Source organism: Pseudomonas sp. GD04019, from assembly GCF_029837695.1.
Classification (GTDB): domain Bacteria; phylum Pseudomonadota; class Gammaproteobacteria; order Pseudomonadales; family Pseudomonadaceae; genus Aquipseudomonas.
In genome coordinates this window covers 79,188-103,497 of record NZ_JAOEEA010000010.1, presented here as the reverse complement: position 1 = coordinate 103,497, position 24,310 = coordinate 79,188, and the positions used below count along the sequence as shown (strand labels likewise).

Below are 24,310 nucleotides of genomic sequence, written 5' to 3'. Positions count from 1 at the left end.
ACGCCGCTAGCGGCTCAGAAACTGAAGCACGAACAGCCGAACGCCCCCCAAAAACCTTGGAAGTCGCTGATCGGCACTGACGACTGCCGTGCCCGCTCATGGCTGTGGGCATGCACGGCGCAGCTGCCGATGCACTGGTGCACGGCAGCCACCAGCGGTGCGGCCGGCTTCCAGTGGCCGGGCACCTTGGCCACCGGCGACCAGTCGGGCAGCACTGGCAGTTGTGGCGGGCCGAGTTTGTCGAACTCGGCGGCTGAGTACACCACCTCGCCGCCAACCACGGTCAGTACCGATTCGATCCACTTGATGGCTTCTTCCTCGACGCTGAAGAAGTCCGCCGACAGTGCGGTCAGGTCCGCCAGCTGGCCGACCCTGATCTGCCCCTTCTTGCCCTGTTCGCTGGAGAACCAGGCGCTGCCGTGGGTGAACAGCTGCAGCGCGGTCTCGCGTGGCAGGCCCTGGGGGTATAGCTCCAGGCCGCCGACGGTCTTGCCGCTGACCATCCAGTACAGCGAGGTCCAGGGGTTGTAGCTGGCCACGCGGGTGGCGTCGGTGCCGGCGCCCACCGACACGCCTTCGGCCAGCATGCGCTGGATCGGCGGCGTGGCCTCGGCGGCCTTGGCGCCGTAGCGGTCGACGAAGTACTCGCCCTGGAAGGCCATGCGGTGCTGGATGGCGATGCCGCCACCCAGCGCCCGCACGCGTTCGATGTTGCGCGGGCTGATGGTCTCGGCGTGGTCGAAGAACCAGGGCAGGCCGTTGAACGGGATGTCGCGGTCGACCTTCTCGAACACGTCGAGCATGCGCGAGATGGATTCGTCGTAGGTGGCGTGCAGGCGGAACGGCCAGCGTTGTTCCACCAGGTGGCGCACTACCGGTTCCAGTTCGGCTTCCATGGTGCCGGGCAGGTCCGGGCGCGGTTCGAGGAAGTCCTCGAAGTCGGCGGCGGAGAACACCAGCATCTCGCCGGCGCCGTTGTGGCGCAGGAAGTCGTCGCCCTGGCCGGGTTTGACGATCTTGCTCCAGTTCTGGAAGTCGGCGAGTTCTTCCTTGGGCTTCTGGGTGAACAGGTTGTAGGCGATGCGTACGGTCAGCTGCTTGTCCTTGGCCAGCTGCTCGATCACCTGGTAGTCGTCCGGGTAGTTCTGGTAGCCGCCGCCGGCGTCGATGGCGCTGGTCACGCCCAGGCGGTTGAGCTCACGCATGAACTGGCGGGTGGAGTTGACCTGGTACTCCAGCGGCAGCTTCGGCCCCTTGGCCAGGGTGGCGTAGAGGATCATCGCGTTGGGCCGGGCGATGAGCATGCCGGTGGGCTCGCCGTTGGCATCGCGGACGATCTCGCCGCCCGGCGGGTTGGGCGTGTTCTTGTCGTAGCCGACCACGCGCAGCGCCGCGCGGTTGAGCAGGGCGCGGTCGTACAGATGGAGGAGGAACACCGGGGTGTCCGGCGCGGCCTTGTTGATCTCGTCGAGGGTCGGCAGACGGCGCTCGGCGAACTGGAATTCGTTCCAGCCGCCGACCACCCGTACCCACTGCGGCGTCGGGGTGCGGTCGGCCTGGTCCTTGAGCATGCGCAGGGCGTCGGCCAGCGAGGGTACGCCCTCCCAGCGCAGCTCCAGGTTGTAGTTGAGGCCGCCGCGGATCAGGTGCAGGTGTGAGTCGTTGAGGCCGGGGATCACCGTGCGCTTGTGCAGGTCGATGACCTGGGTGGCGCTGCCGCGTAGCGACATTACCTCGGCGTCGCTGCCAACGGCGACGAAGCGGCCCTGGTGAATGGCCACGGCGCTGGCGTTGGGTTTCTCACGGTCCACGGTGTGGATGCGGCCGTTGTGCAGGATCAGGTCGGGGTGCATGGAGCCTCCTTTGTCGGCGCCGAAGATCGGCAGGGCGGGCCACAGCGCGCCGGCGGCGCCGAGGACCGAGGACGCCGCCAGGAAGCGGCGTCGGCTGTTGTTGGCGGGATCGTCGGACATGCGGGCGGCCTCGATCAGGAGCGGTTGAGCCAGCCGGCGCACCAGCGGGTGACGCGCGGCATGAACAGGTAGACCACCAGCAGGACGATAGTCAGGGTGATCAGCACATTGCTGGCGAGGTGGCCGCCCAGCCAGGGCAGGGCGGCGAACAGCGGCTGCCACAGCAGCGGTACCAGCAGGCTGAGCGGCAGGATCACGGCGAAGGTGACGCAGGCCTGCTTCCAGCGCGGCGGCGGCCGGTTGCCCACCGGTGTGGGGGTGAACCAGAACTCGCGGCTGGGGTGCAGCTCCAGGTCCTCGTCGCTGTCGAGCAGCGGGCTGACTTCCTCGAGCAGCTGCCGACGCTCGTCCGAGCCCAGCCAGTGCTGGAGCTGGGCGGCGCCGGCAAAGCGCAACACGCTGGTGAACAGCTGTAGCCCACCTTCCTGGCTGCGGATCACGTCGACCCCCAGGTGGCCGGGATAACCGTGCGCCGCCTTGACGATGCGGCGCAGCCAGTGTTCGTAAGCCTCATCCTGCCCCTGGCGAACCCGGTGACGGATGAGCAGGGTGACCACTTCCTCGGCGTTGTGCGCTTCCATCGTCGGCCCTTCCCTGGACTATTGCAGGTGCTGTTTCAGTTCGGCGCCGGCCTGGCGCATGGCGGCGTGCACGGCCGGCACATGGGCCAGCGGGTTGAGCAGGCCGTAGTCATGGATCATGCCGTTGTAGCGCACCGCGGTGACGGTGACGCCGGCGGCGTCCAGCTTGCGCGCATAGGCCTCGCCCTCGTCACGCAGCACGTCGAACTCGGCGGTCTGGATCAGCGTCGGTGGCAGGCCTTTCAGCTGCTCCGGAGTAGCGCGCAGCGGCGAGGCGAAGCGTTCGGCGCGCTGCTTCGGGTCGGTGGTGTAGCTGTCCCAGAACCACTGCATCATCGGCTTGGTTAGGAAATGGCCCTGGGCGAACTGGTTGTAGGACGCCGTCTCGAAGCTGGCGTCGGTCACCGGCCACAGCAGCAGCTGGAAGCGCAGTTTCGGTGTGCCGGCCTCTTTGGCTTTCAGGGCAACCACGGCGGCCATATTGCCGCCGACGCTGTTGCCGGCCACGGCTAGGCGCGAGCTGTCGACCTGGATCTCCTTGCCATGCTCGCCAACCCATTGGGTGGCGGCGTAGGCCTGGTCGATGGCGGTCGGGTACTTGGCTTCCGGCGACGGGGTGTAGCCGACGTAGACGGCCACGGCGCCGGAGTTCACCACCAGGTCGCGGATCAGGCGGGCATGGGTCGGGTAGTCGCCGAGCACCCAGCCGCCGCCGTGGAAGAACATGAACACCGGCAGCTCGCCCTTCCCGCCTTCGGGGCGGACGATGGTCAGCGGAATCGACTGGCCGCCGGCCTGGATGGTCTTCTCGGACACGCTCACGCCGGACAGGTCGACTTTCACGGAGGCCTGGGCACCGACCAGTACAGCATGTGCTTCTTGCGGGCTGAGGGTTTCCAGCGGCTTGCCACCGCCGGCTTCCAGGGCCTGGAGGAAGGCCTGGGTCTGGTGTTCCACGCCGGGGCTGCCGGCGGCGAAGGCTTGGCCGGCGGCCAGGGTGATCAGGGCACTGAGCAAGGCGATACGAGGCATGGTGGTAATCCTGTTTAGTCGACCAGGGTGAGGGTGACGTCGATGTTGTTGCGCGTGGCGTTGGAGTAGGGGCAGACGATGTGCGCGCGCTGGATCAGCTCCTGCGCCGCCTCGCGGGCCAGGCCCGGCAGGCTGATGCGCAGCTCCACCTCGATGGCGAAGCCGGTGGGTACCGCGCCGATGCCGACCACACCTTCGATGGAGGCGTCGGCCGGCACGCTGAGCTTGTCGCGCATGCCGACGAACTTGAGGGCGCCGAGGAAGCAGGCGGAGTAACCGGCGGCGAACAGCTGCTCCGGATTGGTACCTTCGCCGCCGGCGCCGCCCAGTTCCTTGGGCGTGGTCAGGGCCACGTCGAGGATGCCGTCGGAAGACACGGCGCGGCCGTCACGGCCGCCGTAGGCCTCGGCATAGGCGCGGTAGAGGATTTTTTCGATGGACATGGTGATGCTCCTGGACGAGACCGGGCCGTTCCAGGCCCGGCGCGCCGCTGTCAGTGGCCTTCGGAGGCGTTGAACATGGTCTTGGCGTAGATCAGGCCGAGGCCGTAGGCGCCGCCATGTTCGATGGAGGTCTTCACGGTCTGGTCGTAGGTTTCGCCACGGGCCCAGTCGCGCTGCAGTTCGAGCAGGTACTGCAGGGAAGTCATGGGTCGCGCGCCGAGCTGGATCATGCGCTGCAGGGCCATCTCGTGGGCCTCGTCGGAGACGTCGCCGCAGGCGTCGGCGATGACGTAGACCTCGAAGCCCTGGTCGATCGCCGACAGGGCCGGGCCGACGATGCATACCGAGGTCCACAGGCCGGCGAGAACGATCTTGTTCTTGCCGAACTTGTTCACCTCCACGGCGATGCGCGGGTCTTCCCAGGTGTTCATGGTGGTGCGGTCGATCACCTGGTGCTCGGGGAACACCGACTTGATCTCGTCGAAGATCGGCCCGGAGAAGCTCTTCTCGGCCACGGTGGTGAGGATGGTGGCGACGCCGAACTCCTTGGCGGCCTTGGACACCAGGGCGGCGTTGTTGCGCAGGGTGACGGCGTCGATCGATTTGGTGGCGAAGGACATCTGCGACTGGTGATCGATCATGATCAGGGTGTGATCGAGCGGATTCAGCAGGGTCTTGCCGGCGGCGGCAGAGGCGGTGGCCATGGCGATGCTCCAGAGAGGAATGAAAGGAGCATGGAGTGTCACGCCGGGCGCCGTTGCGCTCTTGCATGGTCGTGCCGGTTTTGTACCGGCGTGCGCAAAAGAAAACGCCCCAAGGGCGAGGCGCTGGTGCAGAACCTGTTCACGGTCTTCTGGATTAGGCCAGGCAAGGTTCCGGTTGCCCGCGAAACGCCCGGGAAAGCGCGCTGGGCTCGCACGCGAGTTTATGGCCGGTCAACGAGCATGCCGACCGGGCTGGCGACCCTGGGCGCCTTTACGCCGCATGGTCGCGAGCCGGGAGATGCTGGTTCTCAGGAGGCCACGGGCGACAGCCAGACGGGGCGCTGGCGATCGCGCTGGTAGGTGGAGGAGGCCAGCACCTGCACCACGAAATCTTCCAGGCGTTGTGGCGACAGACCGCCGAGCACTTCGCTCTGCAGCAGGATCTGCACCGGCGACGGCACCTGGCGGGTCAGGGTGGCGATCTCTTCCACCGCATTGAAGCCGCCGCGGCCGCCCTGGGTGCAGACCACCGAGATGCGCTGGCGCGACAGGTCGTGGTCGGCGAGGAAGGTGCGCAGCGGCGCGGCCAGGCCCTTCATCCACACCGGGGTGAGCAGCACGATGTGCTCGAAGCGTTCCAGCGCAGGGCCCTCGTAGCGGTAGTCGGGGCGGTTGCGCAGCCAGGCGTCGAGCATGCAGCGCCAGTCGCCGCTGGTGCCGGCGCGCGGTTTGGTGTCGTGGATCAGTCCCAGCGGCCAGCCGGTGAGCTGGGCCAGCTCGTCGGCGACCAGCCGGGTGTTCCCGGTACGCGAGTAGCACACCAGAAGAATGTCGTTCATGGCGACCTCCATCGCACGGTCCGGGCAATTGCCCGGTTGCACACCAGCCTACGCGGCGTACCGGGGCGAGCCTTGACCCGCATCAACGAAGCGTGTCGCCAAACGAAAACGCCCCGCGGAGCGGGGCGTTCGGGTGACGCGGTGCGGCTTATTCCTTGACCTTCATGTCCAGCGATAGGTCACGGGCGGCCTTGGTGGCGAGAATGCCCATCAGCTGGCCGATCTCGTCCTGGCGGCTGGCGCTGGCGCCGTTGGCGCCACCACCCATCATCACGCCGGGTACCGGTGCCTGGGAGGCGGCCTCGGCCCACACCTTGTTGATCTCCACCAGGGCATCGAGCTTGGGCTGCAGGGCGCCGTCGGCCTCGATCACGGCCTTGCGCGCATAGGCTTCGGCGTCGGCGGTGATCTTGGTGGCGTCGGCGGTGATGGCGGCCTTGTCGCGCAGCAGCTCAGCGGTCTGCTTCTCGATCTCGGCACGGCCTTTCTCGCGCTCGGCGTTAATGCGCGCCAGCTGCTTCTCGGTCTCGGCCTGGGTGGTGCGCTCGATCTGGTCGCGCAGGGTTTCCTGGCGGCGGGCTTCCACTTCCTTCTCGCCGCGGGCGGTGACCAGCAGCTTCTCTTCCTCTTCCTTCAGGCGGTTCTGCCGGGCCACGGCCAGCTCGGCCAGGGCCTGCTGGACCTTGACCATGCGCTGCTTGTACTGCGGGTTGGGGTCGACGTTGGTGATGCGCGCCTCGACCACTTCCACGCCGTATTTGCGGAACTGCTGCTGCTTGCGCACCGGGATGCCCTTGCTGTCCATGACCTTCTCGGTGACGAACTGGCTGGCGCTGTTGTCGCCGAAGGTGCCCTGCTCGGTGCCGGCCTGGAGGATCGCGGTCTGGCTCGGCTGGTGGCCGCGCGGGCCGCGCACTTCCTTGCGCTTGATCAGGTACAGGCCGTCGTTGAGCTGGTTCTCGAACTCGGCGGCGAACTCGCTGCGCGCGCCGGCGTAGAAGTCGTCGGCGCTCATCAGCGAGGCGGTGGCCTGCAGGGTTTCCTTGATGGCCGGGACCAGGGCGGTCTTGATGAAGTTTTCCGGGTTGCGATATTCCTGGGCGATCTTCAGGAACTGGTCGCCACTGGGCAGGCGGAAGCGCGCCGAGGACTCGACCTTGGCGTCGACGTTGCCGAGGAACACGATGGGGAAGGCCTCGATGGTGGCGCCGAGGGAGTCGTTGTCGCTGCTGTCGTCGATCTCCAGGGCCTCGGTGAGCACCGACTGCACGCTGAGGGCCTTCTTCCACGGGGTGGCGCGGCCGAACCACTTGGTGGCGTAGCCCACGTCGTCGACGATCTTCTCTTCGCCGAAGATGGTCCGCACATGGGTGGCGAAACCGGCTTCGTTGTAGAAGAACACGCCGTTGAAGCCGACGAAGCCGACGGCGGCGACCAGCACCGGAATGCCGACGTACTTGATGAGGGAGAGTTTGGAGCTGGGGCCGCTGGAGATATCCATGATCTGTCCTTGACTGCGGGAACGGTGCGCGAATGCTGCGTAGCGCCCGCCGGTGCGTCAAGTGGCACTGTGCCGGTATGTGGGCTGGCTCTCGCCGGTCGCTCAGTCGAGGGCGAACGGCGCCTGGTGCAGGCCGTTGGCGTCCACCTGCAGGGCCCAGCCCTGCTTGTCCCAGTCGCCGAGAACGATGCGTCGGGCCGGCTGGCCGTTCACTTCCAGTTCATGCACGGCGGGGCGGTGGGTGTGGCCGTGGATCAAGGTGCGCACGCCGTGTTCGGCCATGAGTCGCGGCACTTCGTCCGGGGTCACGTCGATGATCTCGCGGGCTTTCATGCTGGTCTGCGCGCGGCTCTCGTTGCGCAGCTTGCGCGCCAGCTTGTGGCGGGTGGACAGCGGCAGGTTGCGCAGGATGAACAGGCTGAGCGGGTTGCGCAGCAGGCGGCGCAGCTTCATGTAGCCCACGTCCAGGGTGCACAGGCTGTCGCCGTGCATCAGCAGCACCGGCTCGTCGTTGAAGCGTACGATGCTCGGGTCCTTCAGCAGGGTGCAGCCGGCGGCGCGGCAGAAGGCGCGGCCGATCAGGAAATCGCGGTTGCCGTGCATCAGGAAGATGCGCGTACCGGCATCGCTGAGTTCGCGCAGGGCGCGGGCGATGCCTTGCTGGAAGGGCGACATGCCGTCGTCGCCGATCCATACCTCGAAGAAGTCGCCGAGGATGTACAGCGCCTCGGCCTGGCGGGCGCGGGTCTGCAGGAAATGCAGAAACGCCCGGGTGATGTCCGGGCGTTCCTCTTCCAGGTGTAGATCGGAGATCAGCAGGATCATCGACTCACTCGACGATTTCGGCCTTCTCGATGATCACGTCTTCCACCGGGACGTCCTGGTGGCCGGACTTCATGGTGGTGTCCACGCCCTTGATGGCGTTGACCACGTCCATGCCCTCGGTCACCTGGGCGAATACCGCGTAGCCCCAGCCCTGCATGGTCGGCGCGGTGTGGTCGAGGAAGCCGTTGTCGGCGACGTTGATGAAGAACTGCGCGGAGGCGGAGTGCGGGTCCATGGTGCGGGCCATGGCGACGGTGCCGACCTTGTTGGACAGGCCGTTGTTGGCCTCGTTCTTGATCGGGGCGCGGGTGGACTTCTGCTTCATGCCCGGCTCGAAACCGCCGCCCTGGATCATGAAGTTGCCGATCACGCGGTGGAACACGGTGCCGTCGTAGTGACCGCTCTTCACGTATTCCTTGAAGTTGGCCGCGGTTTCCGGGGCCTTGTCTTCGAACAGTTCCAGGGTGATGACGCCGTGGTTGGTGTGCAGTTTGATCATGGCGATACGCTCTCGAATTCGGGCTAGGCGGGCAGGGCGGCGGCGCGTTCGCGCTAAGAACCTGTTTACGATCTGCTGCGCGTCGGCCAAACGAGGTTGAAACTCCCTCAGAATGCTCATTTACCACTTGTAAACTGCGCTTCTTCGGTCGTTTCGCCCGCGTTTTGCTCTAGCTCGCTAGATCGTAAACAGGTTCTAAAAGGCCACTCCTGGTCGCTTTGCGGCTGTCAGGGGGTTGACGGGTTGGGTATCATACGGGCTTTGTCTTGACCGGCCTACCCTGGGGCGAAACCGCCACGGGCCGCGAGCCGCGCACCTCGAAGCTAAGGACATCATGAGCAAGCCCACCGTCGAAAAAGCCGCCAACTTCCTGCGCCCCGTCGTTCAGGCCGATCTGGACAGCGGCAAGCACGCCAAGATCATCACCCGCTTCCCGCCGGAGCCCAACGGCTACCTGCACATCGGCCACGCCAAGAGCATCTGCCTGAACTTCGGCCTGGCCCAGGAATTCGGCGGCGAGTGCAACCTGCGTTTCGACGACACCAACCCGGCCAAGGAAGACCAGGAATACATCGACGCGATCAAGAGCGACGTCGAGTGGCTGGGCTTCCAATGGGCCGGCAAGGAGCGCTACGCCTCCGACTACTTCGACCAGCTGCACGCCTGGGCCATCGAGCTGATCAAGGCCGGCAAGGCCTTCGTCTGCGACCTCAACGCCGAGGAAATGCGCGAGTACCGCGGCACCCTGACCAGTCCCGGCAAGGACAGCCCGTTCCGCGAGCGCTCGGTAGAAGAGAGCCTGGACCTGTTCGCCCGCATGAAGGCCGGCGAGTTCCCGGACGGCGCCCGTTCGCTGCGCGCCAAGATCGACATGACTTCGCGCAACATGAACCTGCGCGACCCGATCCTCTACCGCATCCGCCACGCCCATCACCACCAGACCGGCGACAAGTGGTGCATCTACCCGAGCTACGACTTCACCCATGGCCAGTCGGACGCCATCGAGGGCATCACCCACTCCATCTGCACCCTGGAGTTCGAAGACCATCGCCCGCTGTACGAGTGGTTCCTCGAGCAACTGCCGGTGCCGGCGCAACCGCGCCAGTACGAGTTCGCTCGCCTCAACCTGAACTACACCATCACCAGCAAGCGCAAGCTCAAGCAGCTGGTTGACGAGAAACACGTCAATGGTTGGGACGACCCGCGCATGTCGACCCTGTCCGGCTATCGTCGCCGCGGCTACACCCCGGCCTCGATCCGTACCTTCTGCGACATGATCGGCGTCAACCGCGCCGGCGGCGTGGTCGATATCGGCATGCTGGAGTTCGCCATCCGCGAGGACCTGGACGCCAACGCCGCCCGCGCCATGTGCGTGCTCAAGCCGCTCAAGGTGGTGATCACCAACTATCCGCAAGGCCAGATCGAGAATCTCGAACTGCCGCGCCATCCCAAGCAGGACATGGGTGTGCGCGTGCTGCCGTTCAGCCGCGAGATCTTCATCGACGCCAGCGACTTCGAGGAAACCCCGCCGGACGGCTTCAAGCGCCTGATCCCGGGTGGCGAAGTGCGCCTGCGCGGCAGCTACGTGATCCGCGCTGACGAAGCGATCAAAGACGCCGCCGGCAACATCGTCGAGCTGCGCTGCTCCTACGACGAGAACACCCTGGGCAAGAACCCCGAAGGCCGCAAGGTCAAGGGCGTGATCCACTGGGTGCCGGCCGCCGAGAGCGTGGAATGCGAAGTGCGGCTGTACGACCGCCTGTTCCGCTCCGCCAACCCGGAGAAGGACGAAGAGGGCGGCAGCTTCCTCGACAACATCAACCCGGATTCGCTGGTGGTGCTCACCGGCTGCCGCGCCGAGCCGTCGCTGGCCAATGCCGGCGCCGAGGAACGCTTCCAGTTCGAACGCGAAGGCTACTTCGTTGCCGACCTGAAGGACTCGCAGCCCGGCAAGCCGGTGTTCAACCGTACCGTCACCCTGCGCGACACCTGGGGAGCCTGATCCATGGCGTTGTCCATCTACAACACCCTGAGCAAGGTCAAGGAGCCGTTCCAGCCGCTGGAAGGCAACCAGGTGCGCATGTACGTGTGCGGCATGACCGTGTACGACTTCTGCCATATCGGCCATGCCCGCGTGATGGTCGCCTTCGACATGGTCACCCGCTGGCTGCGTCAGCGCGGCTATGACGTGACCTACGTGCGCAACATCACCGACATCGACGACAAGATCATCAAGCGTGCCCAGGAGAACGGCGAGCCGTTCGAAGCGCTGGTGGAGCGCATGATCGCCGCCATGCATGAGGACGAGGCGCGCCTGTCCGTGCTGCGCCCGGACATCGAGCCGCGCGCCACCGGTCATATCGCCGGCATGCACCAGATGATCCAGACCCTGATCGACAAGGGTTACGCCTACGCTCCGGGCAATGGCGACGTGTACTACCGCGTCGGCAAGTTCGTCGGCTACGGCAAGCTGTCGCGCAAGAAGATCGAAGACCTGAAGATCGGTGCCCGCATTGAGGTCGACGAAATCAAGCAGGACCCGCTGGACTTCGTCCTGTGGAAAGGCGCCAAGCCGGGCGAGCCGAGCTGGGATTCGCCCTGGGGCGCCGGTCGTCCGGGCTGGCACATCGAGTGCTCGGTGATGTCCACCTGCTGCCTGGGCGAGACTTTCGACATCCACGGCGGCGGCCCGGACCTGGTGTTCCCGCACCACGAGAACGAGATCGCGCAGAGCGAGGCGGCCACCGGCAAGCTCTACGCCAAGGCCTGGATGCACGCCGGCGCGGTGCGCGTGGACGGCGAGAAGATGTCCAAGAGCCTGGGCAACTTCTTCACCATCCGCGAGGTGCTGGAGAAGTACCACCCGGAAGTGGTGCGCTACCTGCTGGTGTCCAGCCATTACCGCAGCCCGATCAACTACTCGGAAGACAGCCTCAAGGAAGCCAAGGGCGCCCTGGAGCGCTTCTACAACGGCCTCAAAGGCCTGCCGGAAGCGGCACCTGCCGGTGGCGAAGCCTTCGTCGAGCGCTTCGGCGCGGCGATGGACGACGACTTCAACTCGCCGGAAGCCTGCGCCGTGCTGTTCGAGATGATCCGCGAGGTCAACCGCCTGCGTGAGTCGGACGTACAGGCCGCCGCCGGCCTGGCCGCCCAGCTCAAGCAGCTGGCCGGCGTGCTCGGCGTGCTGCAGCTGGAGCCGGATGCCTTCCTCCAGGCTGGTGCCGCCGGCAAGGTCGACGCCGCCGCGGTGGACGCCCTGATCGCCGCGCGCCTGCAGGCCCGTGCCGACAAGAACTGGGCCGAGTCCGACCGCATCCGCGACCAGATCACCGCCATGGGCGTGGTGCTGGAAGACGGCAAGGGCGGCACCACCTGGCGTCTGGCCGAGTAAGCTGTTCCGCTCCACTAAAAAGGCCGCCTTCTGGCGGCCTTTTTCATGCCTGCGTGTTCAGCGCTTGCCCGAATACCAGATCACCCGGCTGACGCCCCGAGTGGCGGCCACATAGGCCAGGCGCAGGCTCTCGTCGCGCATGGCCTGGTCGTAACTGTTGCGGAACAGGCCGCAGTGGGCATACAGCGCATTGCGCAGTGGATGCGACTCGGGGCTGCCGCCGTCGTCGAGGATGATCGCCACCTCGCCCTGCAGGCCTTTGGCGCGGTGGATGCTGTAGGCGCGCACCGGCAGGCTCGGGTCCAACTGGGCCTGCACCTGCTTCAGCGCATCGTTGCGCCGGCCCAGCAGCAGCACCGGGTGGCGCTCGCGGCTGCCGCGCTGGGCGACATGCGCGCACTGCGCGGCGATTTCCTGCAGCAGCTCGGGCAGCTGGCGCTTGAGGTCGAAGCCCTCGATGCGGCGCACGCCGTGGTCGCCCGGTTGCGCGGTCTTGATCGCCTGGCTGCTCTTGGCCTGTTTGCAGGCGACGCCCGCCAACAGCGCCTCGGCATCGCGCAGGATCGGCTCGATGCTGCGGAAGTTGCTGGTCAGCATCAGCACCTGGCTCTTGGCCTTGCCGCGGCAAGGAAAGTGACGGTCGAAGTCGAGAAACAGCTCCGGCGAGCTGCCGCGCCAGCCGTAGATCGACTGCCAGTCGTCGCCGATGGCCATCAGGCTGACCGCCTTGCCGCGGCCGGCCAGGGCGCGATGCACGGCCTGCAGCCACTGGACGATCTGCGGCGAGATGTCCTGGAACTCGTCGATCAGCAGATGGCGCAGCGGTTCGATGGCTTCCGTCGGCAGCTCTTCGGCGTTGGCCAGGCGCTCGCCGAGCTGGCGGAAGGCGGCATCGAAGGTGGTGACGCCCTGCGCCTGCAACAGCGCCTGGAAGCGCGCCCAGAAGCTGGCGAGTGCCTGCAGGAACAGGCGTTCGCGCGGCGCGTAGTCCAGCGTGGCGGCGTCGATACGGTCCGGGCGCAGGCCGAGGCTCTCGGCGAAGCAGCCCTGCTGGTAGAACGCCTCGAACAGGGGCGTGGCGCGCAGCTCGCCGGCCAGGCGCAGGCCCTCCTGCGGCGGCTTGCCGACGGCTTCGGGCATGGCCACGCCGAGCAGCTCATGCACTTGCTGGCGGAAGGCGGCATCGCTGGCGTAGAGCTCGTCGTAAGCCTGGCGCAGCAGGCGCTGTTGCGCGGGTGGCAGGCGGCCACCGGCAGGAGCGTCTGGCTCCTCGCTGGCGCCGCTACCGAGCTGTTCGAACCAGCTCGGCGCACCCAGCAGCGCCTTGGCCTGCTGCGCCATGGCCGAGTGGAAGGTGCGCACGCACTGGCGCGTCTGCGCCTCGTCGAAGGGGAACTGCCAGAAGGCCAGCAGGCGCAGCAGCTGACCGCGCAGCTCGGCGCAGGAGGCGTTGGTGAAGGAGATCACCGTGAGGCTAGCGGCGGGAATCTGCAGGTGGCAGAGCATGAACACCACGCGCAGCAGCAGGGTGGTGGACTTGCCCGAGCCGGCGCCGGCGAAGATGCGCGCCAGCGGGGCGCGGCAGAGGATCATCGCCCACTGTTCATCGGACGGCGCACCGATCAGTCCCGCCGCCACCGCCTCGGCGACGCGTTCGCGCATGGCGGCGATCTGGCTCTCGTCGATCTTCAGGCGGGCGCTGGAATAGATGCCGGTGGGTGCGGGGGCAGGGCCATCGCTGGCCTTCTTCTTGCGCCCACCGGCCTTGGCCTTGCCGCCGCTGGCGGCGCGCTTGGCGCGCGGTTGCGGCTGGCGCAGCCTGGCGGCGGCCTCACGCTCGGCGCGCAGGTACTCGGTGGTGCGGGGGAAGTAGCGCGCCAGGGCAGCGGAGAACAGCGCCTGGTAGCGTTTGACGGCGGACAGCATGGCAACTCGGAAGCAGATGCGGCCGGCCATCATACGGGCTTTCCGCCCCCGGCTGGAGCCTGGCAATGGGCCAGCGACTCAGGGCTCCAGTGTGTTGAGGATCTGCAGGGCGAGGCGCACCCGCTCGGCATTCGGGTAGTTGCGGTTGGCCAGGATCACCAGGCCGGTGTCGCGGGCCGGCAACAGCACTACATAGGCGCCGAAGCCATTGGTCGAGCCGGTCTTGTTCAGCAGCAGGTCGCCCTCAGCCGGCTGTGGCGTGGCGAAGCGCTCGACCGCATGTGGCTGCAGCGCCATCTGCGAGGAATTGCCGGCCTGCAGACGCTGCAGGGTGATGGGATAGGCATAGCGCTCCCAGCCCAGGCCCTGGCTCATGTCGCCGACCCGGTAGTAGCCCTGATGGGTGGTGGCGATGGCCTGGCGCAGCGGTGCCGGTAGCTGCGACGGATCGAGGCTGGCCTCGACGAAGCGCAGCATATCGGCGGCGCTGGATTTCACCCCGTAGGCCTCGGCATCCAGCGGGCCCGGCTGCACGCGAATCGCCTGGTCGTCGCGGTAGCCCCAGGCGTAGCGCGCCATCTGGCCCTGCGGCACGTGCACATGACTCTCCGTCATGCCCAGCTGCGGGAACAGTTGGCGCTCCAGCAACTGGTCGAAGGGCTTGCCCAGGCTGGCGGCGGCCAGGTGACCGAACAGGCCGATGCTGGGGTTGGAATACTGGCGCTGGCTACCGGCGGGGTAGGCGGGTTGCCAGGCGCGGTAGTAGTCGAGCATCTGCCGCTCGTTGTGCACGGCATCCGGGAACTGCAGCGGCAGGCCGCCGGGGGTGTAGGTGGCCAGGTCGAGCAGGCTGATCTGGTCGAACGCAGTGCCGCGCAGCGCCGGCAGATGCTGGCTGGCCTGGTCGTCCAGGCGCAGCTTGCCCTCGGCCTGGGCGTAGGCGCCGAGGGTGGCGCTGAACAGCTTGCTCACCGAGCCCAGCTCGAACAGGGTGTGCTCGTTCACCGCCTGGCCGCTGTCGCGGGAGGCGACGCCGTAGTTGAAGAAGTGCCGCTCGCCCTTGTGCACGATGGCCACGGCCAGGCCGGGAATCCGGTACTGCTCGATGGCCGGCTGCACGGCGGCATCGACGGCGGCGCGCAGCTCGGTCGGCTGCGCCATGGCCGTCTGGCCAACCAGCAGCAGGGCCAGTGCGGTGATTGTGAATCGCATGGGTAAATCCTTCAGGTCATCGGTGGTAGCCGGCGCGGCACCGAGGTCTTCTTGACGATGGCGGTGTTGGTTTCGGCATAGGCGTTGATGCGGTCCAGCAGCTCGTCGAGCTGCTCCATGGAGCGCACGTGCAGGCGGGCGACGAAGCAGTCCTCGCCGGTGATCTTGTCGCACTCGGTGAACTCGGGGATCGACTGGATCTGCCGCTCCACCTCCTGCAGCTTGCCGGGCAGCGGGCGCACGCGGACGATGGCCTGCAGCTGGTAGCCGAAGTGGCGTGGGTCCACTTCCACCGTGTAGCCCTTGATCACCCCGCGTTCCTCGAGACGGCGCAGGCGCTCGGCCACGCTGGGCGAGGACAGGCCGCTGATCTGCGCCAGCGCCTTGAGCGAGCGGCGCGAGTCTTCCATCAGAGCGTTCAGCAGAAGCTGGTCGATTTCGTCGGTCATGACGTGCTCATAAGGTTATTTCTGAAAAATACCTTCGTAATAAAGGCAGTGCTCCAGTTTCGCCTTAGATTAGACCTGTATTGGTCGGTAGGGGTAGCCGAATAATAGTTGCACCCCAACCGGAGACCCCGACCATGGACAAGACCCTCAAGCGCGGCTCGCTGGAAATGATCGCGGCGATGCTGATTTCCGGCACCATCGGCTGGTTCGTTCTGGTCTCCGGCCAGGCCGTGATCGACGTGGTGTTCTGGCGCTGCGTGATCGGCGGCGCGATGTTGCTGCTGGTGTGCGCCGCGCTCGGCCTGCTGCGCCGCGAGCTGCTGAGTCGCCGGGTGCTGGTCCTGGCGCTGGTCAGCGGGGTGGCCATCGTCGGCAACTGGCTGCTGCTGTTCGCCTCCTACTCCAAGGCGTCCATCGCCATCAGCACGGCGGTGTACAACGTGCAGCCGTTCATGCTGGTGGGGCTGGCCGCGCTGTTCCTCGGCGAGCGCATCACCCTGGCCAAGCTGGCCTGGTTGGGCGTGGCCTTCCTCGGCATGCTGGCCATCGTCAGTGCCCACGGCGACACCGGTACCTCGGGCGAGAACTACCTGCTGGGCATCGCCCTGGCCCTGGGCGCGGCACTGCTCTATGCAGTGGCGGCGCTGATCGTCAAACGCCTCTCCGCCACGCCGCCGCACCTGATCGCGCTGATTCAGCTGCTCACCGGCATCCTCATGCTGGCGCCGCTGGCCAGTTATCAGCTGCCCGAGCAGCCGCAGGCCTGGGCCAGCTTGGCGGCGCTGGGCATCCTGCATACCGGGGTGATGTACATGCTGCTGTACAGCGCCATCCAGAAGCTGCCGACGGCGCTGACCGGGGCGCTGTCGTTCATCTATCCGATCGCGGCGATCTTCGTCGACTGGCTGGCCTTCGGGCATCGCCTCAGCCCGCTGCAGTGGCTGGGTGTGGCGGCGATCCTGCTGGCGGCGGCCGGCATGCAGCAGGGCTGGAGCCTGCGTCGGCGGCGTCTGGCCACGGCCTGAGGATCAGTCGTCGCGGGTTAGCACTTCCAGAAGCTCGATCTCGAACACCAGGTTGGAGTTCGGCGGGATCGAGCCGACCTGGCGCTCGCCATAGCCCAGGTGTGCCGGCACCCACAGCTTGCGCTTGCCGCCGACCTGCATGCCCATCAGGCCCTGGTCCCAGCCCTGGATCACCCGGCGCGTGCCGATCACGCACTGGAACGGCTTGCCGCGCGAGTAGGATGAGTCGAATTCGCTGCCATCCTCCAGCCAGCCGCGGTACTGGGTGGTGATCAGGGCTCCCTTGACGGCGGCCTTGCCGCTGCCGAGTTGCAGGTCTTCGATCTTCAGTTCGCTCATAAGGGGGCTCGCAGTGCTGCTTCGGGGTAGTCCCGGATTTCGGAACAGGCTCCTCCGCCTTGGGGAGCGCGTGGCCGCATTCTAACGGCTAGCCAGGGGCAGGCGATGACATCTCTAGGCCCAATCGCTTCTGCAGAGGCGATGAGGTCTTGCTCCGGGTCAAATGTCGCGAACCGACCGAGCCAGTACTGTGCTCCTCGGTTGGCGTGTACGTGCTAGGCGTTCGCGTCGAGAGGCCGGTTACCAGAAGATCATGTCGCCCGACAAGACTACGCAAGTCGACCGGGCGCGATACTATCCGCGCTTGCCGGGCGGCGTTGGCTTTCGCTAGCGTTGCCTTCGCCGTTATTGACGCAGCAGTCGCCTCATGGAAGTGAAGTTGTTATGACGCGTGCGCAACCCTCTCGCCAGCCGGACGCCGGCAGCGACCCGCTGGAGCGCCGTCTGCAGGCGCAGCGCCTGGTGCAGATCGCCAACGTACTGTGCGTGGTTCTGCTGCTGATCGGCGCCCAGACCATGATCGCGGGCAGCTGGCTGAATACCGGCCTGGTTGCCGCGGCGCTGGCACTGGTGCTGGTCGGGCGCAGGCTCAACCGGCGCGGCAGGGTGGAGCTGTCGGTGGCGCTGGTGCTCTGTTCGCTGACCGTGCTGGTCAGCGCCTCGCTGTGGTTCAGCCAGGGCCTGTACAGCGCGGCGGTGCTGGGCTTTCCGGCGATCCTGATCGTGGCCGGCATGGTGGCCTCGCTGCGCCTGTTCGTTGGCCTGCTGCTGAGCATTCTGGCGGTGGTGGCCTTCCTCACCTACGCGGCGCTGAGCGGCCTGCAAAGCTTCGAGCCGTTGCCGCTGGGCATCGGGCGCATGGTCAACGTCAGTTGCATCCTGCTCACCTGTGCGGCGGCGGTGTGGCTGCTGGCCAACGACCTGCGCAAGACCCTGCTGCGCCTGCAGCAGGAGATCCTGCGGGTGAAGGATTCCGAGGCCAGCTTCACCCACCTGGCCCAGCACGACGCCCTGACCAACCTGCCCAACCGCCTGCTGATTCGCGACCGCATGGAGCAGGCCATCGGCCGCGCGCGGCGTGACGACGAGCAGGTGGCGCTGCTGTTCCTCGACCTGGACAACTTCAAGACCATCAACGACTCCCTTGGCCACGCCGCCGGCGACGAGCTGCTGCAGGAGGTGGCACGCCGCCTGAAGGACACGGTGCGCGATATCGACACCGTGAGCCGACAGGGCGGCGACGAGTTCCTCATGGTGCTGGCCGACGTGGCGGACCTGGCGGCGGTGTCTTCGGTGGCCGCGCTGGTGCAGCAGAAACTGGCCCAGCCGTTCGCCCTCAAGGGCATGCAGATCGTCACCTCCATCTCCATCGGCATCTCGCTGTTCCCCGGCGATGGTGACGACTTCGACACCCTGCTCAAGCACGCCGACCTGGCCATGTACCAGGCCAAGTCGGCGGGGCGTAACGGCTTCTGTTTCTTCGACGAGCAGATGAACGCCGATACCCACGAGCGCTTGGCCCTGGAGCTCGACCTGCGCCAGGCGCTACGCCGCGACGAGTTCGTGCTGCACTACCAGCCGATCGTCGACCTGCACGGCGGCCGCCTGTTGGCGGCCGAGGCGCTGTTGCGCTGGCAGCACCCGCAGCGTGGCACCCTCGGTCCGGACCGTTTCATTCGGGTGGCCGAGCAGTCCGGGCTGATCGTCGAGATCGGCGAGTGGGTACTGGGCGAGGCCTGTCGCCAGGCCATGCTCTGGCAAGCGGCCGGGCTGCCGCGCTTCGCCGTGTCGGTGAACCTGTCGGCGGTGCAGTTCCGCCGCGGCAATCTGGAGGTCATGGTGCGCGCGGCGCTGGACCGCTTCGGCCTGGCGCCTGCCTGCCTGGAGCTGGAGCTGACCGAATCGATTCTGCTGCAGGATTCCGCGCAGCTGCGACGCCTCAAGGAGCTGGGGGTGAAGCTGTCGATCGACGACTTCGGCACCGGCTATTCCAGCCTGTCGTACCTGCAGCGCTTCCAGGTCGACAAGCTGAAGATCGACCAGTCCTTCGTCCGTGGCCTGACCGGCAATGCCCAGGACCAGGCCATCGTCACCGCCATCGTGCAGATGGCCCGCAGTCTGGGCCTGCACACCACCGCCGAGGGCATCGAGGACGAGGCGACCCGCGCGCTGCTGGCCGAGCTGGGCTGCGACCAGGGCCAGGGCTATCTGTTTGCCCGACCGCTGGCGGCGGCGGAGCTCGGTGCTTTCGCGCGTCGCCAGCAGGTGGCGGTCTAACTCAGACCTTCACGCCCTGCTCGCGCAGGCGCTTGTACAGGGTATTGCGGCTCAGGCCCAGGCTGCGGGCCAGGTGCGAGATGTTGCCGCCGCAGGCCTGGTACTGGCTGGCCAGGTCGAGGATTTCGGGCAGCGCTTCGCGGGCTGGCGGGGCGTCGGCCTCGGTCTCCAGGTCGGCGAAGAAGTCGTCCGGCAGGTGCTCGACGCGGATCGGCTGGTCGTCGGCCATGGCCAGGGCGATCTGCATCACGCTGCTCAGTTGGCGCAGGTTGCCGGGCCAGGGGTGGCGCTGGAACAGCGCCAGCACTTCACGACTGAGGCCGGCCCACTGGCTGGGTTCGCGGTGGTGCTCCCACACCCGCTGGAACAGCGCGGCCTTGTCGGTGCGCTCGCGCAGCGGCGGCAGCTCCAGGTTGAGGCCGCTGATGCGGTAGTAGAGGTCGGCGCGGAACAGGCCGGCGTCCACGTCCTGGCGCAGCGGGCGGTTGGTCGCCGAGACCAGGCGGATGTCCACCGGGTAGGGCTCGCCGCCGCCCAGCGGCTGCACGCTGCGTTCCTGCAGCACGCGTAGCAGACGGGCCTGCACGGCCAGCGGCATGTCGCCGACTTCGTCGAGGAACAGGGTGCCTCTGTGCGCCTTGCGGATCAGACCGATGCTGCCTTTCTGGCTGGCGCCGGTGAAGGCGCCTTTCTCGTAGCCGAAAAGTTCCGACTCCACCAGCTCGGCGGGAATCGCCGCGCAGTTGACCGCGATTAGCGGCTGGCCGGCGCGCGAGCTGGCGTTGTGCAGGGCCTTGACGAACACCTCCTTGCCGGCGCCGGTCTCGCCCTGGATCAGGATCGGGATGTCCTTCTCCACCAGTCTCTCGGCCTGGCGTACGGCCTTGTCCACCCGTGGGTCGCCGAGGTTGATATTGGCCAGGGTGAAGCCTGTCTGTGGTTGGACCTGGGGCGCTTGCGGGCGGAAGTCGCGGGGCTGGATGCGTGGCTTGCGCGGGCGCTTGAGCAGACCGTGGAAACGGTAACGGCCGGCGGCGCGCAGAGCGAAGGGCAGGTTCTCCGGCTGGTTGAGCAGCTGCTGCAGCGGCACGTCGAACAGGCTCTCGATATTCACCCGTGACAGGCCGACGCCGAGCAGGCTGTCGGCGCGGCGGTTGGCCGAGACGATCTGCCCGGCCTCGTCGAACACCAGCAGGCCGGCCCACTGGCTGTCCAGGTTGTCCAGGCTGGTGTTGAAGCTGAGCTGGAAGTAGTCGTCCTTGAACAGGTTGAGGATCAGCCGGTTTTCCACCGACTGGCTCATCATCTTGACCATGCCCAGGGTGTGGGCGGGTGGCAGGTAGCTGTCGCTGGATACGTCGAGTACGCCGATCATCTGCCGGGCAGCATCGAAGATCGGCGAGGCCGAGCCGGTCATGAAGCGGTTGGCCTTGAGGTAGTGCTCGTCGCGCTGGATATGCACCGCCTGGCCACAGGCCAGTGCCGTGCCAATGGCGTTGGTGCCGCTGTAGCGTTCCTGCCACAGCGCGCCGGGGACGAAGCCAGCGGCCTGGGCCGGCTCGACGAAGCGGCGGTCACCCCAGGACTGCAGCAGCTGGCCCTGGTTGTCGGCCAGCATGATCAGGCAGTTGGAGTTGGCCAGGATGTTCTCGTAGTAGGGCAGTACCTCCTGGTGGGTGGTCTGCACCAGGAAATGCTGGCTCTCCAGCAGGGCCGAGACCTCGCCGGGCGCGGCCTGGCCGAAGGCCGGCTGGCTCTGGTGGGAGAGGCCGAAGTCGCGGCAGCGGCTCCAGGAGTCATGAACGATGGCGTCGTGGCTCGGCGCCGGGGCAGTAGCAGTCATGAGGGTTCGCCTGATTCTTGTATTTATCGTCACAGCTTCCGTGCTGGCGTCGCCGTTACTGCAATAGACGGGCCTGCGCAGGAGGGCGCTGGGCGCCTCCTGGCTCCGACCTTCTCCCGCGGGCGGGAGAGGGATTGAGCGTTCGCCCAGTGTTGTTCATTGCTGTTCAAAGTCAAAGGGCGAAGTGTTCAGTTGTTCAAGTTTCGCTGTTCAAAACTGTTCAGCACTTGCCACAGCAGTTTCCACGGTTTTGCGGATATTCCTTTGCAATCAGCGGCATGGCGAATTTTCGTTTGCGCACATCGGCCCTGGCACGAATGTCGCCTTATGGCAGTGCCGCCGCCGAACAGCAGCTTCGCGGCGACGGGCGAAATAACCATAAGGACACGCCATGTCGTTAACGCTGGAACATGTCTGCCGCGTGGTCGACCAGCAGGTGTACATCGATGATGCCTGCCTGAGCTTCGAGCCGGGCTCCTTCAATGTGCTGGTGGGCCGCACGCTCGCCGGCAAGACCTCGCTGATGCGCCTGATGGCCGGGCTGGACAAGCCCAGCAGCGGTCGCATCCTGATGCATGGAGCCGATGTCACCGGCGTGCCGGTGCGCCAGCGCAACGTGTCGATGGTCTACCAGCAGTTCATCAACTACCCGAACCTGACGGTGTACGAGAACATCGCCTCGCCGCTGCGCCAGGCTGGCGTGGCCAAGGCCGAGATCGAGCGCAAGGTGCAGGAAACCGCGCAGATGCTGCGCATCGACAAGTTCCTCAAGCGCTACCCGCTGGAGCTGTCCGGCGGCCAGCAGCAGCGCACGGCCATGGCCCGCGCGCTGGTCAAGGACGCCGACCTGGTGCTGTTCGACGAGCCGCTGGTCAACCTCGACTACAAGCTGCGCGAGGAGCTGCGCCAGGAGATGCGCGAGCTGTTTCGCGCCCGTCGCAGCATCGCCATCTACGCCACCACCGAGCCCAACGAGGCGCTAGCCCTGGGCGGCACCACCACCATCCTCCACGAGGGGCGGGTGATCCAGAGCGGCAAGACCACCGAGGTCTACCACCGGCCGCAACAGGTGCTGGCCGCCGAGCTGTTCTCCGAGCCGCCGATCAACCTGATGCACGGGCGCATCAGCGATGGCGAGGTGAGCTTCGAGGACTTCGTGCATTTCCCGCTGACCGCCGAGCTGCGCGGCCTGGCGGAAGGGCAGTACCGCTTCGGCGTGCGTCCCGGGCATATCGGCCTGGTGCCCTCCAACGACGACGATCTGGAGCTGGCGGTGACCGTCGAGCTGGCCGAGATCAGCGGCTCGGAGACCTTCCTGCACGTGCGCAGCGAGCACTTCGCCCTGGTCCTGCACCTGCAGGGCGTGCACGAGTACGACGTCGACGCGCCGATCCGCATCTACATCCCGACCCACAAGCTGTTCGTTTTCGATACCCGGGACCAACTGGTCCTGGCGCCGATTCGCAGGTCCTGAGGAGCGCACCATGGCCGAGATACGCCTGCAGAACCTGGCTCACAGTTACAGCGCCCAACCGAGCGGGCCGGACGACTACGCCATCCGCGAGATGACCCATGTCTGGGAGCAGGGCGGCGCCTATGCGCTGCTCGGCCCGTCCGGCTGCGGCAAGTCGACCCTGCTCAACATCATTTCCGGGCTGCTCAGCCCGTCCGAGGGCAAGGTGCTGTTCGACATGCGCGAGGTCAACGACCTGCCGCCGCAGGAGCGCAACATCGCCCAGGTTTTCCAGTTCCCGGTGGTGTACGACACCATGACGGTGTTCGACAACCTGGCCTTTCCGCTGCGCAACCAGGGCCTGGCCGAATCCCGCGTGACCAGCAAGGTGCACGAGATCGCCGAGGTGCTGGACCTGCACCCGCTGCTGCACAAGAAGGCGCGCAACCTGACGGCCGACGAGAAGCAGAAGGTCTCCATGGGCCGCGGCCTGGTACGCGACGATGTGTCGGCGATCCTCTTCGACGAGCCGCTGACGGTGATCGACCCGCACCTGAAGTGGAAGCTGCGGCGCAAGCTCAAGCAGATCCACGAGCAGTTCAACATCACCATGGTCTACGTCACCCACGATCAGCTGGAGGCCTCGACCTTCGCTGACAAGATCGCGGTGATGTACGGCGGGCAGATCGTCCAGTTCGGCACCCCGCGCGAGCTGTTCGAACGCCCGAAACATACCTTTGTGGGCTTCTTCATCGGTAGCCCGGGAATGAACCTGATTGAGGTCACGCCCTACGCCGGCGGCGTGTGCTTCGGCCAGACCCGTGTGCCGCTGGCGCCGGCCCTGAGCCAGCACCTGGCCGGGCTGGGCGGGCGGCCGCTGAAGCTGGGTATCCGCCCGGAGTTCGTGCATGTCAGCGACGAGCCCTTCGTCGATGCCCTGCGCGGCGAAGTGCGCCATGTCGAGGACCTGGGTACTTACAAGATCCTCACTCTGGAGCTGGACGGCGTGACGCTCAAGGCACGCTTGCAGGAGGACCTGCCGGTGCCGCAGAAGGTGGCCTACATCGGCTTCCCGTCCCAGTGGCTGATGCTCTACGCCGACGACGTGCTGGTGGAGGTGCGGGCATGAACAAGGTGATCAACAACAAGGCCTGGTGGCTGGTGCTGCCGGTGTTCCTGCTGGTGGCGTTCAGCGCCATCCTGCCGATGATGACGGTGGTCAATTACTCGGTGCAGGACATCTTCGATGCCAGCACGCGCACCTTCGTCGGCGTCGAGTGGTACCAGCAGGTGCTGCAGGACGAGCGCCTGCACGACTCGCTGCTGCGCCAGTTCATCTTCTCCGCCTGCGTGCTGCTGATCGAGATCCCGCTGGGCATCGCCATCGCCCTGTGCATGCCGACCAAGGGCCGCTGGGCTTCGGCCTGCCTGATCGTGATGGCCATTCCGCTGCTGATCCCGTGGAACGTGATCGGCACCATCTGGCAGATTTTCGGCCGCGCCGACATCGGCCTGCTGGGCTGGACCCTGAGCAAGCTGGGCATCAGCTACAACTACGCGGCCAACACCATGGACGCCTGGGGCACGGTGCTGGTGATGGACGTGTGGCACTGGACCTCGCTGGTGGCGCTGCTGTGCTACTCGGGCCTGCGCGCCATCCCCGACGTGTACTACCAGGCCGCGCGCATCGACCGTGCTTCGAGCTGGGCGGTGTTCCGCCACATCCAGCTGCCGAAGATGAAGAGCGTGCTGCTGATCGCCGTGATGCTGCGCTTCATGGACAGCTTCATGATCTACACCGAGCCGTTCGTGCTCACCGGCGGCGGGCCGGGCAACGCCACCACCTTCCTCAGCCAGACGCTGACCAAGATGGCGGTGGGGCAGTTCGACCTGGGGCCGGCGGCGGCGTTCTCGCTGGTGTACTTCCTGATCATCCTGCTGGTGTCCTGGGCGTTCTACACGGCCATGACCCACAACGACCAGAAGAGCTGAGGAGCG

General features: G+C 66.5%; 21 protein-coding genes. 7 read left to right on the top strand and 14 right to left on the bottom strand.

Annotation, left to right across the window (positions count from 1 at the left end; translation table 11 throughout):
- Positions 1-14: 14 nt before the first annotated feature.
- The 9 genes from N7607_RS16675 to N7607_RS16635 form a co-directional block, all read right to left on the bottom strand.
- Positions 15-1,853 (bottom strand): amidohydrolase, encoded by a 1,839-nt coding sequence (locus tag N7607_RS16675; protein WP_279866127.1) that lies wholly within the window; start codon positions 1,851-1,853, stop codon positions 15-17.
- A 134-nt stretch (positions 1,854-1,987) separates the two neighbouring features.
- A complete protein-coding gene (locus N7607_RS16670) occupies positions 1,988-2,554 on the bottom strand; it encodes an antibiotic biosynthesis monooxygenase (RefSeq protein ID WP_279866031.1) in 567 nt (188 codons plus the stop codon).
- 18 nt (positions 2,555-2,572) lie between these two features.
- On the bottom strand, positions 2,573-3,586 hold the full coding sequence (locus tag N7607_RS16665; protein WP_279866030.1) for an alpha/beta hydrolase: 1,014 nt from the start codon (positions 3,584-3,586) through the stop codon (positions 2,573-2,575).
- A gap of 14 nt (positions 3,587-3,600) precedes the next feature.
- Positions 3,601-4,029 carry an organic hydroperoxide resistance protein gene (locus N7607_RS16660; RefSeq protein ID WP_279866029.1) on the bottom strand — a complete coding sequence of 143 codons (429 nt, stop codon included), beginning with the start codon at positions 4,027-4,029 and terminating at the stop codon, positions 3,601-3,603.
- Positions 4,030-4,079: 50 nt separating this feature from the next.
- A complete protein-coding gene (locus N7607_RS16655; protein WP_279866028.1) occupies positions 4,080-4,733 on the bottom strand; it encodes a hydrolase in 654 nt (217 codons plus the stop codon).
- Between the two features lie 308 nt (positions 4,734-5,041).
- The gene (locus N7607_RS16650) at positions 5,042-5,572 is read right to left on the bottom strand and encodes a hypothetical protein (RefSeq protein WP_279866026.1); all 531 of its coding nucleotides are present in this window, start codon (positions 5,570-5,572) and stop codon (positions 5,042-5,044) included.
- A 148-nt stretch (positions 5,573-5,720) separates the two neighbouring features.
- Entirely contained in the window at positions 5,721-7,073 is a 1,353-nt protein-coding gene (locus N7607_RS16645; RefSeq protein WP_279866025.1) for an SPFH domain-containing protein, read from the bottom strand.
- A 102-nt stretch (positions 7,074-7,175) separates the two neighbouring features.
- Entirely contained in the window at positions 7,176-7,898 is a 723-nt protein-coding gene (lpxH, locus tag N7607_RS16640; protein WP_279866024.1) for a UDP-2,3-diacylglucosamine diphosphatase, read from the bottom strand.
- 4 nt (positions 7,899-7,902) lie between these two features.
- Positions 7,903-8,397, bottom strand: a complete 495-nt coding sequence (locus N7607_RS16635) for a peptidylprolyl isomerase (RefSeq protein ID WP_279866023.1) — start codon at positions 8,395-8,397, stop codon at positions 7,903-7,905.
- Between the two features lie 334 nt (positions 8,398-8,731).
- Between N7607_RS16635 and N7607_RS16630 the strand changes: the two genes are divergently transcribed.
- Entirely contained in the window at positions 8,732-10,399 is a 1,668-nt protein-coding gene (locus N7607_RS16630) for a glutamine--tRNA ligase/YqeY domain fusion protein (protein ID WP_279866022.1), read from the top strand.
- A gap of 3 nt (positions 10,400-10,402) precedes the next feature.
- A complete protein-coding gene (cysS, locus tag N7607_RS16625; RefSeq protein ID WP_279866021.1) occupies positions 10,403-11,788 on the top strand; it encodes a cysteine--tRNA ligase in 1,386 nt (461 codons plus the stop codon).
- Positions 11,789-11,845: 57 nt separating this feature from the next.
- Here the strand turns inward: cysS and N7607_RS16620 are convergent, their stop codons facing one another.
- From N7607_RS16620 to N7607_RS16610, 3 genes are all read right to left on the bottom strand, one after another.
- Entirely contained in the window at positions 11,846-13,714 is a 1,869-nt protein-coding gene (locus N7607_RS16620; protein WP_279866020.1) for a UvrD-helicase domain-containing protein, read from the bottom strand.
- 78 nt (positions 13,715-13,792) lie between these two features.
- On the bottom strand, positions 13,793-14,926 hold the full coding sequence (gene ampC, locus N7607_RS16615) for a class C beta-lactamase (RefSeq protein WP_279866018.1): 1,134 nt from the start codon (positions 14,924-14,926) through the stop codon (positions 13,793-13,795).
- A gap of 11 nt (positions 14,927-14,937) precedes the next feature.
- On the bottom strand, positions 14,938-15,375 hold the full coding sequence (locus tag N7607_RS16610) for an Lrp/AsnC family transcriptional regulator (RefSeq protein ID WP_279866017.1): 438 nt from the start codon (positions 15,373-15,375) through the stop codon (positions 14,938-14,940).
- 134 nt (positions 15,376-15,509) lie between these two features.
- Here N7607_RS16610 and N7607_RS16605 point away from each other — a divergent pair, with 134 nt between their 5' ends.
- Positions 15,510-16,400 (top strand): DMT family transporter, encoded by an 891-nt coding sequence (locus tag N7607_RS16605; protein WP_279866016.1) that lies wholly within the window; start codon positions 15,510-15,512, stop codon positions 16,398-16,400.
- Positions 16,401-16,403: 3 nt separating this feature from the next.
- Here the strand turns inward: N7607_RS16605 and N7607_RS16600 are convergent, their stop codons facing one another.
- Positions 16,404-16,739: an FKBP-type peptidyl-prolyl cis-trans isomerase gene (locus tag N7607_RS16600; protein WP_279866015.1), complete on the bottom strand. Its 336-nt coding sequence runs from the start codon at positions 16,737-16,739 to the stop codon at positions 16,404-16,406.
- 384 nt (positions 16,740-17,123) lie between these two features.
- Here N7607_RS16600 and N7607_RS16595 point away from each other — a divergent pair, with 384 nt between their 5' ends.
- Positions 17,124-19,016: an EAL domain-containing protein gene (locus tag N7607_RS16595; protein ID WP_279866014.1), complete on the top strand. Its 1,893-nt coding sequence runs from the start codon at positions 17,124-17,126 to the stop codon at positions 19,014-19,016.
- Between the two features lies 1 nt (position 19,017).
- Here N7607_RS16595 and N7607_RS16590 read toward each other — a convergent pair whose 3' ends face one another.
- Entirely contained in the window at positions 19,018-20,859 is a 1,842-nt protein-coding gene (locus N7607_RS16590) for a sigma-54-dependent Fis family transcriptional regulator (protein WP_279866013.1), read from the bottom strand.
- 391 nt (positions 20,860-21,250) lie between these two features.
- Between N7607_RS16590 and N7607_RS16585 the strand changes: the two genes are divergently transcribed.
- From N7607_RS16585 to N7607_RS16575, 3 genes are read left to right on the top strand one after another with little or no spacing between them, the layout of a single operon-like run.
- On the top strand, positions 21,251-22,333 hold the full coding sequence (locus N7607_RS16585) for an ABC transporter ATP-binding protein (RefSeq protein WP_279866012.1): 1,083 nt from the start codon (positions 21,251-21,253) through the stop codon (positions 22,331-22,333).
- Positions 22,334-22,343: 10 nt separating this feature from the next.
- Positions 22,344-23,441, top strand: coding sequence for an ABC transporter ATP-binding protein (locus N7607_RS16580; RefSeq protein ID WP_279866011.1), 1,098 nt, complete (start codon positions 22,344-22,346; stop codon positions 23,439-23,441).
- Positions 23,438-24,304, top strand: coding sequence for a sugar ABC transporter permease (locus N7607_RS16575; RefSeq protein ID WP_279866010.1), 867 nt, complete (start codon positions 23,438-23,440; stop codon positions 24,302-24,304). Before N7607_RS16580 ends, N7607_RS16575 begins: the two co-directional genes overlap by 4 nt.
- Positions 24,305-24,310 lie beyond the last annotated feature (6 nt).

Bases quoted from the DNA above. Each gene is read 5' to 3' on its own strand.
- N7607_RS16665 (WP_279866030.1), bottom strand. From the start codon at position 3,586: ATGCCTCGTATCGCCTTGCTCAGTGCCCTGATCACCCTGGCCGCCGGC.
- N7607_RS16620 (WP_279866020.1), bottom strand. From the start codon at position 13,714: ATGCTGTCCGCCGTCAAACGCTACCAGGCGCTGTTCTCCGCTGCCCTG.
- N7607_RS16655 (WP_279866028.1), bottom strand. From the start codon at position 4,733: ATGGCCACCGCCTCTGCCGCCGCCGGCAAGACCCTGCTGAATCCGCTC.
- N7607_RS16660 (WP_279866029.1), bottom strand. From the start codon at position 4,029: ATGTCCATCGAAAAAATCCTCTACCGCGCCTATGCCGAGGCCTACGGC.
- N7607_RS16670 (WP_279866031.1), bottom strand. From the start codon at position 2,554: ATGGAAGCGCACAACGCCGAGGAAGTGGTCACCCTGCTCATCCGTCAC.
- N7607_RS16675 (WP_279866127.1), bottom strand. From the start codon at position 1,853: ATGCACCCCGACCTGATCCTGCACAACGGCCGCATCCACACCGTGGAC.
- ampC (WP_279866018.1), bottom strand. From the start codon at position 14,926: ATGCGATTCACAATCACCGCACTGGCCCTGCTGCTGGTTGGCCAGACG.
- N7607_RS16635 (WP_279866023.1), bottom strand. From the start codon at position 8,397: ATGATCAAACTGCACACCAACCACGGCGTCATCACCCTGGAACTGTTC.
- N7607_RS16650 (WP_279866026.1), bottom strand. From the start codon at position 5,572: ATGAACGACATTCTTCTGGTGTGCTACTCGCGTACCGGGAACACCCGG.
- N7607_RS16585 (WP_279866012.1), top strand. From the start codon at position 21,251: ATGTCGTTAACGCTGGAACATGTCTGCCGCGTGGTCGACCAGCAGGTG.
- N7607_RS16580 (WP_279866011.1), top strand. From the start codon at position 22,344: ATGGCCGAGATACGCCTGCAGAACCTGGCTCACAGTTACAGCGCCCAA.
- N7607_RS16600 (WP_279866015.1), bottom strand. From the start codon at position 16,739: ATGAGCGAACTGAAGATCGAAGACCTGCAACTCGGCAGCGGCAAGGCC.
- N7607_RS16630 (WP_279866022.1), top strand. From the start codon at position 8,732: ATGAGCAAGCCCACCGTCGAAAAAGCCGCCAACTTCCTGCGCCCCGTC.
- N7607_RS16610 (WP_279866017.1), bottom strand. From the start codon at position 15,375: ATGACCGACGAAATCGACCAGCTTCTGCTGAACGCTCTGATGGAAGAC.
- N7607_RS16605 (WP_279866016.1), top strand. From the start codon at position 15,510: ATGGACAAGACCCTCAAGCGCGGCTCGCTGGAAATGATCGCGGCGATG.
- lpxH (WP_279866024.1), bottom strand. From the start codon at position 7,898: ATGATCCTGCTGATCTCCGATCTACACCTGGAAGAGGAACGCCCGGAC.
- N7607_RS16590 (WP_279866013.1), bottom strand. From the start codon at position 20,859: ATGACTGCTACTGCCCCGGCGCCGAGCCACGACGCCATCGTTCATGAC.
- N7607_RS16645 (WP_279866025.1), bottom strand. From the start codon at position 7,073: ATGGATATCTCCAGCGGCCCCAGCTCCAAACTCTCCCTCATCAAGTAC.
- N7607_RS16595 (WP_279866014.1), top strand. From the start codon at position 17,124: ATGACGCGTGCGCAACCCTCTCGCCAGCCGGACGCCGGCAGCGACCCG.
- N7607_RS16575 (WP_279866010.1), top strand. From the start codon at position 23,438: ATGAACAAGGTGATCAACAACAAGGCCTGGTGGCTGGTGCTGCCGGTG.
- cysS (WP_279866021.1), top strand. From the start codon at position 10,403: ATGGCGTTGTCCATCTACAACACCCTGAGCAAGGTCAAGGAGCCGTTC.